The sequence below is a fragment of the Bacillus multifaciens genome (assembly GCF_030756675.1).
Taxonomy (GTDB): Bacteria; Bacillota; Bacilli; order Bacillales; family Bacillaceae_G; genus Bacillus_A; species Bacillus_A multifaciens.
On record NZ_JAVBXD010000024.1, the window covers coordinates 40532 to 53422 of the forward strand.

The following is a 12891-nucleotide window of genomic DNA, read 5'->3' on the forward strand; positions in this document are numbered from 1 at the left end:
ATATTCACCATGCACCTCCGAATAGTATAGTACAGCCTAGTGTATTTCCATTTAGGGTTCTAAATGGTTAACTAACTTGCTCTTACGGAAAGTATCCTAAATAAAATGGAGGTGCTCATGAAACTCATCCTTCAAACAGAAGATCAGGCAGTTCTCGAGAAGACCATCCTTCTCTTTGTATTAAGCATCGTTGAAAGTTTAAAATTAAAAGTTGTTTCCCTTGATGAAGCCTATCGATACATATTTAATCTAGATGTACTGGAATTGTTAATGGACCGCAGTATTGATGATAAAATATTAGAAATTGTCCATTTTGGCATCGAATTAGAAGACATTCAAAATTTAATCCCGGAAGATTTAGAACAAAATATCGAAGAGTTAAAATGGCGCTGTATTCAAGTGCTAAGCGACTATGAAATGTATGAAGAAACGGAACAATTATTTGAAGATATTCGGTAAGTAGAAAAAAGCACCTTTTTAGGTGCTTTTTAATGCTTTTTCAAACTATTTTTATACGTTTCAATATTTACTGGTAATTCTTCCTCTTCTAACGTATGTTCATTTACATCTTTATGAATATACGCACCTTTTGGAGGTTGATGATCGTGCCCTTTTTTCTTATGATCAAAGGATTTACCGCGGCCCATACTAACACCTTCCTTTACCTAAATTCTATGTTAGTATAAATAAAAGGTCGTCGACATATGCAATGGTTTGTTGTATTTCCGAGGAAATGGTAGAAAATTGTTTTATTCGTTACTTAGCGAGCAGTAGAACCGCTCTACTCTATACTTGCTGTTATGCAGAATACAGCATGGCCCTACTCGCTTAATCCTTTTGTTTTTAAATCTCGCATGTGGCTGAAAAAGCTACTGACCGTTCCTATGCACGGCCAGATGCTCTCTCCCCTCCTAAAAAAGGAGTTTTCATGTTGTTCTTTAACATATATATCTTTCACAAAAGCTGCTTAACTGCAATGATAATAAGCAAAGCTCCAGCAATAATAGTTGCCCATTTCCCTAGATACAGCGCTAAGTATTTTTTACCGATATACGAACAGAACCTAACACATAAGAAGCTAAAACAACCTGAAATTATAGCCGTTATCCACAAATTCAAATTCGTCACACCTGCATCAAAACCACCTGCAATGTTATTAATGGATAATGCAACGCCAAGTACAATTGCTTCTGAAAAGCCAATTGTTTTAGACCCATCAAAATCAGCTGCTTCTGGATTACGTAAAATACGCATCAGCACATTGCTTTGCTTTCTTTCTCCTCCCTCTTTACTAAGCAGCGGCTGACATAATACCAATACACCAATACTTCCAAGTACGATAGCGCCTATCGTATTAGCGGCAGCACTTGAAATAAACAAGGAAAGCCAATTCCCGAAAAAACCTGCCAAAAGTGTAAAGAAAAAGCCAAAGAAAGCTATGATAAAATTGTTGGACCATGAGATATGAATCTTCCGAATTCCATAAGCAATGCCTACACCCGCATTATCTAAATTTGAAGCAATCCCAATAAAAAGAATGGGAAGCAAACTTGTTATATACATCAATAAGCACTCCTTTATTGCACCTTTTATTGCATCGTATGCAAATATTGAGCAACTGTGCCTGTCTGTTTCATATACTTTTAATAAAATATCAACATTTCAGAAACAAAAAGGAGCGCCTAAACCTATGTCTACTCAAAATATAAATCATCAACTCGGTACGGTATTAAAAGAATTGTTACAAGAGCGTTCATTATCGATGCGGCAGTTTGGAGTGCTAACCGATATTGACCCTTCCACCATTTCACGAATTATTAACGGAAAGCAACAAGCGAAGAAAAAGCATCTTCAAAAGTTTGCAGAATGCCTCCAAATTCCTATACAGTTCTTATATGATGCAACATACGCCAAACAGCCTCACCAAACTACTGAACCCCAAACTGAAATGTATACATCAATTGATGCCATTCAAAACACATTACAATCCTCTAACGTATTTGATTACAAGTACACAACAACTCGTGTAAAACAAGAACTTGAAAATTACGAACGCTATGCGAAAACAATAGAAGGAACCCGTCTGATTCATGAAGGATTCTCAACAAAGTTGCAACAACTTGATAGTACAGGTCCTTTCATTGATCAACTTACAGATATGTATCATCAATTTTGCAAAGAAACGATTACATTGCAAGAACGGGCAATTATCGGAAGTGCCTTGCTCTATTTCGTTTTATCAACAGATATTATTCCAGATTACGTATTTCCCATCGGATACTTAGATGATGCCATTGCAGTAGAATTAGCAAAGGAAAAATTACTTGCGATGAAAAACAAATCGGAGAAAGAAGAATGACTCCTTCCACACAAATAACAAAGAAAATCGGTGCAACATGCACCGATTTTCTTTGTTTTGTTTATAAACTGTGTATTTCTTTTACATTCGTTTCTTCGACCTGTTTCACTTTTTTCTTCTTAGAAAAATGATAAAACAGTAAGCAAACTAACATAAACGGAATACCGCAATACAATGCCATACGTTGATCTGGGATGAAAGCCATGCTCACAATTACGATCATATTTAATACGAAAGAAAGAAGAGGCACAAGCGGATATAACGGCGTTTTAAATTTCAAATCCTTAATATCTCCGCCTTGTTTTACATACTTTCTTCTACCTAGAAGGTTTGATAAAGCAATCGATGCCCAAACTAATATTGCACCGAATCCTGCAATAGAAAGAAGCCATAAATAAACAGTATCTTCTGCATATATACCACATAATAAGGAAAGACAACCAACAATTGTACTTGCGATTAATGCGTAAATAGGAACACCCTTTTTCGATAACTTTCCAAAAATCGGACTGATCATCCCTTGGTCCGACATAGACCACAACATACGTGAAGTTGCATATAAGCCAGAATTTGCTACTGATAACACCGCTGTAATAATAACAAAATTCATAATATCGGCGGCATATGGAATCCCAATTTTATCAAATACAACTACAAACGGACTTTCTACTAGTCCTGCTTGTTGCCATGGGAATAAGCCAGCAAGTATAAACATAGAAAGGATAAAGAAAACGAATATACGCCAAACCGTGTTATTAATTGCTTTCGGAACCGTTTTCTCTGGATTTTCACTCTCTCCAGCCGCAATCCCAACAATTTCAGTTCCCTGAAAGGAGAAGTTGACGGCAATCATTGTAACTAGAATCGCTTTCAGTCCATTCGGGAACAATCCCCCGTGATCCGTAAAGTTTGAAAGCATCGGTGCTGCTTCATTTCCCTTCATATGTAAAAAACCAAACATCGCTTCACCGCCTAAAATAATAAACGCAATAATCGTAATGACTTTAATACCCGCAAACCAAAACTCAACCTCTGCAAAACTCCGTGATGATAATGCATTAATAGCAAAAAGAAGTACTGCAAAAGCAACGCACCAAATCCAAGATGGAGCATGCGGAAACCAGCGCTTCATTAAAATGCTTACTGCGATTAGCTCAATCCCTATCGTAACAGCCCAGTTTAGCCATGACATCCAACCGACTACATAACCTACCGCAGGCGAAATATTCTTTGTAGCATACACTTGATAAGACCCTGCATTCGGCATGGCAACTGCTAATTCGCCAAGGCAGAGCATCGTTAAATACATAACAAAGCCCCCAACAAGATACGCGACAAGTGCACCGCCTGGTCCGGCTTCATGAATTGTATAGCCAGATCCTAAGAAAAGCCCTGTACCAATAACCCCTCCAAGTGCAATCATAAATATGTGTCGACTTTTTAGCTCTCGCTTTAACTCCTGGTTTTGCTTTTCCATATGAACCTCCCTAGAAAAAATGTAAACGCTTTAAAAATAATATAAAAAGAATAAAGTGCATGCTCATGATTACGAATTGTAACAAGAGGGAGATGTTTCAAAAGAAAATCTCCCAATCCAAAGAAATACCGATAACTCGATAGATAGTTGCTACAATTTTTTTATAATTTACCATAATTGTTTAAAAGATTATCAGAAAACGGTACATTATCCAGAAGGACTTTATAAATCTATTTAATTTGGCAACACATAAGTCGCTGCTATGCATAGTACAACATAACCACTACTTGCTTTCTCCCTTTGTTTTAAACCACGCATGTGGCAGGAAAAGGCACTAATCGCTTCTATACATGGCCAGACTCTCTGTTCTCCCTTAAAAAGAAAGGGGGTTTTTACGTTGCTTTTTTTATTTATATATTAATCACTTCCTGTGATCAATAAATCATCCCTAACTGCTATTAATAATGTTTCATTCGTGATAACTTGTCCTTCTTCTACTTCTAGCAATTCCACATAGCCGCTGATTCCTACTTTAACTTCTACTTTCCGCTCATCCATCGTTTCAATTAAAGCTAATTTTTCCCACTCATAAACATAGGAACTTTCATTAATAAATAATTTTGCAACTCTGCCATAACAAGGACTGTACACGTTTTCTATTACTGTTTTCATCTTTTAAACCCCTCTTTCTTATTAAGTGCTCATGTAAATCTATTGATTCACCTCCAAATTTATAGGATTCAACTACTATTCATGCAAGATATGTACCAATCTAATTTCTTACCTGGAATTAAGAGTTCATACTGAAAAAATCTGCATTCCACGCAAGATCTTTCTTCTCCTTTACAGATTTTTAAGATTAAAAACGCAAATTTTTTTTGCATACTCGCAAAAATTTTATTAAAATTAAGAAAAATCAGTCTTCATAGGGTATAACAAGGAGAAGATGAAACATGTATACAGAAGAAATCAATTTCAAAAAATTAGTTGAAATGAATACGTTATATGAAGCATTACTGAATGAAATTGATATTGGGATTCACATGATTAACGAAGAAGGAAAAACAATCATCTATAATCGCAAAATGATGGAAATTGAATCGATGGATCATAAAGATGTACTATATAAAAATCTTTTAGAAGTATTTGCATTTGAAGCAAACCAAAATAGTACTCTTATCGAGGCATTAACAGTTGGAAAAGCGCGGAAAAATATAAAGCAAACGTATTTTAATAATAAAGGGCAAGAAATTACAACAATTAATGACACCTTTCCGATAGTTAGGAATGGAAAAATTAAAGGCGCTATTGAGATCGTAAAGGAGATTCCTCCATTCAGACAAACGAGTAAAGACAGCTCTATTCGAGGTCATCATACGAAATTTACCTTCAATCATATAATCGGTAATTCTAGCGCCATTCAATCGGTTATTACAGAAGCAAAAAGAGTAACACGTACCTCTTCTTCTGTACTGATCGTGGGAGAAACAGGAACTGGAAAGGAACTATTTGCACAGAGTATTCATCAAGAAAGCAAGCGTGCCGGAAAACCTTTTATCTCGCAAAATTGCGCGGCCATTCCTGAGACTTTAATGGAAAGCTTATTATTCGGTACAAATAAAGGAGCTTTTACAGGGGCGATCGATAAACCCGGTTTATTTGAGGAAGCACATGGAGGAACTTTATTATTAGATGAAATTAACTCGTTAAGCCCAGCCCTGCAAGCTAAATTGTTGCGTGCAATCCAAGATAAAACAATACGAAGAATCGGAGGAACACAAGAAAAAGAAGTAGACGTCCGCATCATTGCCACAATCAATGAAGATCCGATTGAAGCGATCACGCATAATCGCCTGCGAAAAGATTTATATTACAGATTAAGCGTCGTTACTTTATTCCTCCCGCCTTTAAGACAGCGTAAAGAAGACATCTTACCGCTTCTTCATCGTTTTATTGAAAAATATAATATGCAGTTTGGTTTACGAGTGCAAGGTGTGGATGACAGCGTAATCAATTTTTTCTATAAACACGATTGGCCTGGAAATATACGCGAATTAGAGCACATCATTGAAGGCTCTATGAACTTACTTGAAGATGAGGATGTGATTACAACCTCCCATCTCCCAACCCGTTTTTATGAGCTAACAAAAAATGAATGCAACATTCATCCTCCTCTAGCTAATTGGGAAACAAATCAATCGAAAACTTTAAAGAACACAATAAAAGAAATGGAAAAAGAATATATCATTGAAATTCTTAGCGAGCATAGCGGGAATATCTCGCAAGCTGCAAAATATTTAGGATTGAGTAGGCAAAACTTGCAATATCGCTTGAAAAAGTATGGGCTGAATACATAATCTTAGTGATTTCTGTAAGCGAAAATAAATAAGGAGCTGATTCAAAAGAGATGTAGATGTCTTTTAAATCAACTCCTTATTATATGTTCACTGATATATCGGCGGTTTTCTCAATATATCGGCGACTTTTCCAATATATCGGCGCTTTTTTCGATATATCGGCGACTCGACACAGAATAAAGACACTTCGACAATGTTCAACATTCTAAATGCACAAAAAGGAGCTGAAATTAGTCCTTTTCCTAAAAATCAACCTTCTCCAAATACAACCCACTCGCATCAGCAAGACAATTGATTTGATTTCGCTGTTTTTCCTCTAAAATTTGCGGTATCGCCTCAGCGTCTAACTGGCCTAATCCAACTTCTATTAACGCTCCGACAATCTTTCTCACCATATTATGAAGAAATCCGTTTCCACTTACTCTAATTTCGACGAATCCATTCTTTTCCGTTACACCTAAAGAGTAGACTTCACGAACCATGGATTTTTTCTTCGACTTCGCATTAGAGAAAGCCGTAAAATCATGCGAACCGATCAAATATTGCGCTGCTTTTTTCATGCTTTCAACATTTAATTTTTTTCCAACGTGCATGCTGTACTTACGCATAAACGGATTCGTATGTTCTTCATTCCAAATCTTATATAAATACGTTTTCGCTTTCGAATTGTAACGGGCATGGAAACGCTCCGGAACTAATTCCACATTCGTAATACTAATATCATTTGGTAAGTATTGATTTAAATACTTTTTCACTTTATGTTCTACTAAAATTTCATCACTTTTAAAGTTAGCGACTTGATTCAGAGCATGTACACCTGCATCCGTTCTGCTGCAGCCAATGATTTCAATTTCTCTTCCTAGCATTTCAGATATTACATTTTCTATTTTCCCTTGAATGGTATTATCGTTATTCCCGAGACGCTGCCAACCTTTATAGCGGCTGCCGTCATATTGAATTGTTAATTTGTAGTTGTTCATTGTTTTCTGCTACTAAATCTATTCTGTTTTTAGTAACAGATTCACCGCCTTTCTTTTACCTGTACCTAAATATACACCTTCATGTGAAAAAATACCACGCTACAGAGCACTGCGGTAGATAATGAATACAAAAAGACCGATTTTACTCGGTCTCTTGTATTCACGCTTAATGATTCAATTTAATCCCCTAAACTTAACCACAACTCCATCGCCGAATCTAGTTCATGATTTAATTCAAGTTTCCTACCATATAGCTGATTGAGTTCCTCATACTCGATATGATCAGCAGCCATAGCTATATCTAGTTGTCTTATCTCCTCTTCAAGCCTTTCAATATTCGCTAGTGCCTTAGCTTTTACTGCTTCCTCCTTTATGCCTTCCGAAGCACTTCTTTGTTTCTTCACCTTCACGCTCTTTTTCACCAGTTCTTTCACATTCTGCAGGCTTAACTCCGCTTTTACACCTTTATAATAATCGTAGTTTCCAAGGTAGCTTTTACAGGAATGCTCCTCAATAGCAATTACTCTTTCACCAATTTTATTAATAAAATATCTGTCGTGAGAGATAAAAAATATCGTTCCCTTAAAATCTTCCAGCGCTTCCTCAAGGGTTTCTATCGAATCAATATCAAGATGATTTGTCGGCTCATCTAGTATTAATAAATTTACATCTTGATATAACAACATACCAAGTTTGAGCCTAATTCTCTCTCCTCCTGATAAGTGTTTTACTTTTTTGAAGACGCTATTTTTATAAAACATAAATTTTGATAAATATTCCCGCGCTTTTCCTTCTAATATCGAGATATCCTCTCTAAAACATTCAAGCACCGTAAGCTCTTCATTTTTAAAGGTAAGTTTCTGCGGTAAATAGGCTACCTTCACATTAGCACCGAATTCCACTACACCATGATCCGGATGCTCTTCCCCTAAAAGCATCTTTAAAAACGTAGTCTTCCCGCTGCCATTCGAACCGATTAATCCGACTCTTTCCCCGTAATGAACCATTACATCTGCATCCTTAAAAATTACTTTATCTCCATAACCTTTGGAAAGTCCTACTGCCTTAATCGTTTCATTTCCAGACCTTTGCGCAGCTTTTACATGCATCTTCATATTCGGTCTCTCAAAAATCGGTTTTTCAATCCGCCCCATTTTATCAAGCTTTTTCTGTATACTAGCAGCCCTTCTAAAGAACTTGTTATTATCAGCTCTCATCGCCCAGTCTCTCAAATCTTTGACGGTCTTTTCCATAGAATTGATCTTTTTTTGCTGCTCTCTAAAATGCTCATATTGAATGCGTAAATTCTCTTCCTTTTGACTCACGTAAGATGAATAGTTCCCCTTATAGGTAATAGACTCCATATCCTCTATTTCTACAATCTTTGTTACTACATTGTCTAGAAAATATCGATCATGTGATACGATAATGACAACTCCCTTATAGCTCTTCAAATAGCCTTCGAGCCATTCAACGGAATCCATATCTAAATGATTTGTCGGTTCATCAAGCAGCAATATGTCTGGATCATGAATCAACAGTTTTCCAAGTACAACAGTCGTTTTTTCACCGCCGCTCAACAAATGAAAATCCTTATTTAAAAAGCTTTCATCAAATTTCAGCCCTGTGCAAACTTTACCTAATTTTTCTTTTATATCATATCCGCCCTTCACTTCATATAATTGAACTAAGTCACTGTACTTTTGCAGAGCTTTTTCTAAATCGCTATCTGCTAACATCTTCATTCGCTCTTCTAATACACGCATTTCCTTCTCTATACAATGAACTTCCTCAAAAGCCATGTTTAAAACATCGATCACCCTTAAGCCTTCTGCATACGAATGCGTTTGCTCAAGATATGCACAAGTTGCCCCTCTCGGAAAATGAATAAGACCTTCATCATATCCATAGCTTGAGGTTTGTGGATAACCTGGATAATAATGCATAGGCTCTATCCCTGCAATTAACTTCAGGATCGTACTCTTTCCGCTGCCGTTTGCGCCAACAATCCCAACCTTCTCTCCTGCATAAATCTCAAAGCTTATATTTTTAAGAACAAGTGTAGCATCCATATATTTCTTAATACCATTTAACGTTAACTCAAACATGCAATTCCCTTCTTTCATCCATAATACAAGTTACGCATTTTATGGACAGGACAAAGAAGACCTTCATTACTATTTTATTTTTAAAAATAAAAAGACCATAAGAAGATGATGTCTTCTTACAGCCTAAATAATCTGTGAATATAATTTACATAACTACATACAAGCCAAAAATGTGTACGTCAAAAACACATTGTTATGCCTATATATCGCCTCCTAAACAGAGGTGAAATATCTTATAAATTATAATCCCGATTTTAGTAAAGTAAGTTACCTTCTAAATTGCCTTGATTCCATAAAGAGCATAACAAAATAAACCTAACCAAATTAGGAAAATTGATACTCGTTATAAAATCCATATTAATTTAAAATTAATATCAATATTAGCAATTAGTTGGTGTCATAACTTACTTTCCCCCTTCGGAATTTTCTTTATTGTCTCACTTTTCTCGATATTTGTAAATACAATTAATGGAATTAATAGTGTACAATCTCATTCACGGATGCCAGCTATGTTCCTGCAAAAACTTCTGGAGTTCTTCTTCAGACGGTACATGTTTCTCCCACTCTTCGCACTCCTTTAGAAACTTCTCAGTCTCATGGACGACAGACGGTTCTTTCTTCCGAAATCGCACTGCTGCTTCCTCTACTTCACTCAGCTTCGTATATCCTTTTTCATGCCAGTCCCGCAGAATACCCTTCGCATAAGCAAGCGTATGCTTATTATTTTCATGGGCAATATGGAGTGCTTTTAATACAAGTTCATCTGACAAATCACCCATCCACACATTCAGTTCTTCCTTTGCATACGGTGACATGCTGCCAAAGTTTTGTTCATAAAACGTGAATACATTGCCAGCGGAAGTCATTTCTTCATCAGCTTCACAGCTTTCAACGTCAGCTTGAGAATCCTGGGCAGACACGCCAAAATGCTCTAATAATAGCGGAATGTTCATCTCTTCCTCCAAACATTTTTGCAGAAACATATGTACAAACTGTTTGCTTTTCACGGTCTTAAGCTCACGCAGCACACATTTCTCAACGTTCGTGTTCGTAACTGGGTTATAGCGCAGCCAGTTCTTAATGTATAACTCCTTCGTTTCCGGATCATATAATATTTTTCCATAGTCAATAAACCGCTGCAGCAGCTTCTCAACAGTCTCTCGGTTATATCCTGTTTCCATCTCCGCCAAACGCTTCGGCAAGGAATAAATGCCGCATTGCGTCGTTTTAGAGCATGTCAGCAAATATATGTAAAAGTAGCGCTCCTCTGGTGTTAACTCCAATACAAAATCATCCTGCCAAAAATTCACCTGTACATTTCGGTATACTGCCATATTGATTCCTCCCATCTTTTGCGGCACATAGCAAATTACCGTTTCCTTAATAGATATAAGGTGGAATGAGGAAAATTGGCAATTTGATTTTTAAAAAGTGACTACTACGGTTTTACTTCTTTCAGGGATAATTCTTGTAGTAGTAGTTTTTTTGTTTTGTTTTTGTAATGATTTATTACTTGCAAGGGGCTTATAAGGAGCTTGTAAGGGGCTATTCAGCGTGAATCGAAAAAATTTGGCCATCATTTTTATCTGTCATTCTATTAAAAAATCCAAATTTGACCAATTCAACACAATAAAATCTATATATATCCAAATTAAAAAACCGACATAAAAATCTCTTTCTTTTTAGGGGAATCATAACTTGATATGGAACATATAATGTCGTTTTTAACTTATATATGTCATTCATTTCACTATTTATAAAAAATGTGTAGAGATTTAATTCTACACATTTTTTTATTCTTTAACTTATCTCTACGTTATCTGCATCTTATCTTTATCTGTTTCTATTAATGTATGTACTGGGAAAAAAATAGAGGTGAGTGATATGAAAAACTTATATATATATCCAAATTAAAAAACCTCTTCCTGCCACATGCGATGTTTTAAAACAAAGGGAAAAAGCGAGTACAGGTGGTGTTGCAGTCTGCATAACAGCAACTTATATATTGAAAGATTAAAATTGATTTATATAGTCAAAAATAATGAAAATTTAAGAATAATAAGGTACACTAGTCAATGGTTTTAGTTTTAAATCGGTTGACGTTGATATATACGGAGGAAAGATTTATGAACAACAATACGCTAAATGAATCAGTTGAAGAAGTTGATAAAAAACGGGTAAACTCACGCAAACGCTCTACAAATTGGAAACTTATCACAGCGGGTGGCGGTATAATTGCACTTCTCCTTGGGGGAATGAGTTATTATCAGGCAACTCGTTTCAATTCACAGGTTACAATTAATGACACAAAAGTCGGCGGTCTGACTGCTGATCAAGCAATACAGAAATTAAAAACATCTGGATTAGAAAACAAAGTTTATGTTGGCCAACAACAAATTTTAGATGAAAAAGATACGCAAACGGAACTTACGGAAAAAGATTTTCCTCAAGTTAAGAAACTATTAAAAAGCCAGTGGACATTTTTCCCTTCCTCAAAGGAAAAAAATTATTCGCTGCTAACGGAAAAGGCAGACCAGTATCGAAGTGAAACAATGAAAAAACTTGTAGAAGAAAAGCTCTTATCTATGAATAAAGGTTTAAAAGCTCCTCAAGATGCTATGGCAAAGCTCGAACAGGGCAAAGTTATTATCTCAAAAGGCGTTGACGGAAAACAGTATGATGTTGCTAGTCTATTAAAAGATTACGACAAGCAAAAGCATAAAAGTGAAATCCATTTGAAGCCTGTATACATACAGCCTATTAAAGAAAACGATCCGATTGTAAAAAAAGAGGAGAAGGCACTACAGGATCTTCTTCAACAGTCTGTTGATTATAAGGTACAAAATGAAGTTTACTCTTTAAAAGCGAAAGATTTAATTCAAAATGCCTCTATGTCAAAAGATATGAAAGTTACAATCGATGCGAGCGACATTAAGAATAAGGTTGCTAAAATTAATAATGATAAATCAACATTAAATAAAGACTTCACATTTAAAACTCATTCTGGTTCGGTCATATCAGTAAAAGGACAAGGCTATGGCTGGGCACTAGATGTTGAAAAAGAAACAAAGCAAATCCAACAAGCCTTTGAAAAAGGCGAAAAATCTCTTTCTGCTTCTAATATTCGCGGAAATGGCTGGGATAATGAAGGCATCGGTTATGAAACAACAGCGAATAATGGCATTGGAGACACGTATGCGGAAGTATCAATTGCAGAACAGCAAATTTGGATTTACAAAGATGGACAATTAGCAGTCTCAACGAATGTAGTAACTGGTAAACATAGCACGAGTGAAGATACATCACCGGGAGTGTGGTACGTCCTTTATAAACGATCACCGTACACACTCAAAGGCAGCGCAGTAGGTAAACCAGATTATTCCGTTAAGGTAGATTACTGGGCTCCGTTCACAAACGGCGGACAAGGATTCCACGATGCCGCTTGGCGGACAAACTGGGCAAATAATGCCTATTTAACAGGAGGTTCGGGCGGATGTGTTAACCTTCCTCCTAGTGTTGCGAAAACTGTTTATGATAATCTCAGTACTCATGAACCAGTTGTCGTGTACTAACATATCAAGTATTTTCTTTATAAAAATAAAGAAGCAGG

11 protein-coding genes are annotated in these 12891 nt (G+C 36.2%); 4 read left to right on the forward strand and 7 right to left on the reverse strand.

The genetic code is table 11. From position 1 onward, the window contains the following. Positions 1 to 117: 117 nt before the first annotated feature. Positions 118 to 459, forward strand: coding sequence for a DUF3969 family protein (locus Q9306_RS15535; protein WP_306200029.1), 342 nt, complete (start codon positions 118 to 120; stop codon positions 457 to 459). Between the two features lie 29 nt (positions 460 to 488). Here Q9306_RS15535 and Q9306_RS15540 read toward each other — a convergent pair whose 3' ends face one another. Then, positions 489 to 647 carry a hypothetical protein gene (locus tag Q9306_RS15540; RefSeq protein WP_020061179.1) on the reverse strand — a complete coding sequence of 53 codons (159 nt, stop codon included), beginning with the start codon at positions 645 to 647 and terminating at the stop codon, positions 489 to 491. A 307-nt stretch (positions 648 to 954) separates the two neighbouring features. Beyond that, entirely contained in the window at positions 955 to 1563 is a 609-nt protein-coding gene (locus Q9306_RS15545) for a manganese efflux pump (RefSeq protein WP_306200035.1), read from the reverse strand. A 127-nt stretch (positions 1564 to 1690) separates the two neighbouring features. On the opposite strand from Q9306_RS15545, the gene Q9306_RS15550 reads away from it, so the two are divergent. After that, complete coding sequence (locus Q9306_RS15550) at positions 1691 to 2359, forward strand: DUF1232 domain-containing protein (RefSeq protein ID WP_306200038.1); 669 nt, start codon at positions 1691 to 1693, stop codon at positions 2357 to 2359. A 61-nt stretch (positions 2360 to 2420) separates the two neighbouring features. Here the strand turns inward: Q9306_RS15550 and Q9306_RS15555 are convergent, their stop codons facing one another. Both Q9306_RS15555 and Q9306_RS15560 read right to left on the reverse strand, forming a co-directional pair. Next, positions 2421 to 3836, reverse strand: coding sequence for an amino acid permease (locus Q9306_RS15555; RefSeq protein WP_306200040.1), 1416 nt, complete (start codon positions 3834 to 3836; stop codon positions 2421 to 2423). 417 nt (positions 3837 to 4253) lie between these two features. Beyond that, on the reverse strand, positions 4254 to 4508 hold the full coding sequence (locus tag Q9306_RS15560; protein ID WP_098917627.1) for a biotin/lipoyl attachment domain-containing protein: 255 nt from the start codon (positions 4506 to 4508) through the stop codon (positions 4254 to 4256). A gap of 281 nt (positions 4509 to 4789) precedes the next feature. On the opposite strand from Q9306_RS15560, the gene Q9306_RS15565 reads away from it, so the two are divergent. Then, entirely contained in the window at positions 4790 to 6193 is a 1404-nt protein-coding gene (locus Q9306_RS15565; protein ID WP_306200045.1) for a sigma-54 interaction domain-containing protein, read from the forward strand. 242 nt (positions 6194 to 6435) lie between these two features. On the opposite strand, the gene truA is transcribed toward Q9306_RS15565, so the two are convergent. The 3 genes from truA to Q9306_RS15580 form a co-directional block, all read right to left on the reverse strand. Further along, positions 6436 to 7173, reverse strand: a complete 738-nt coding sequence (gene truA / locus Q9306_RS15570) for a tRNA pseudouridine(38-40) synthase TruA (protein WP_306200048.1) — start codon at positions 7171 to 7173, stop codon at positions 6436 to 6438. A gap of 179 nt (positions 7174 to 7352) precedes the next feature. Continuing rightward, positions 7353 to 9281, reverse strand: a complete 1929-nt coding sequence (abc-f, locus tag Q9306_RS15575) for a ribosomal protection-like ABC-F family protein (protein WP_306200050.1) — start codon at positions 9279 to 9281, stop codon at positions 7353 to 7355. A 494-nt stretch (positions 9282 to 9775) separates the two neighbouring features. Continuing rightward, positions 9776 to 10615, reverse strand: a complete 840-nt coding sequence (locus tag Q9306_RS15580; RefSeq protein ID WP_306200053.1) for a DnaD domain-containing protein — start codon at positions 10613 to 10615, stop codon at positions 9776 to 9778. Between the two features lie 792 nt (positions 10616 to 11407). Between Q9306_RS15580 and Q9306_RS15585 the strand changes: the two genes are divergently transcribed. After that, the gene (locus Q9306_RS15585; RefSeq protein ID WP_306200056.1) at positions 11408 to 12853 is read left to right on the forward strand and encodes a L,D-transpeptidase family protein; all 1446 of its coding nucleotides are present in this window, start codon (positions 11408 to 11410) and stop codon (positions 12851 to 12853) included. Positions 12854 to 12891: the final 38 nt, after the last annotated feature.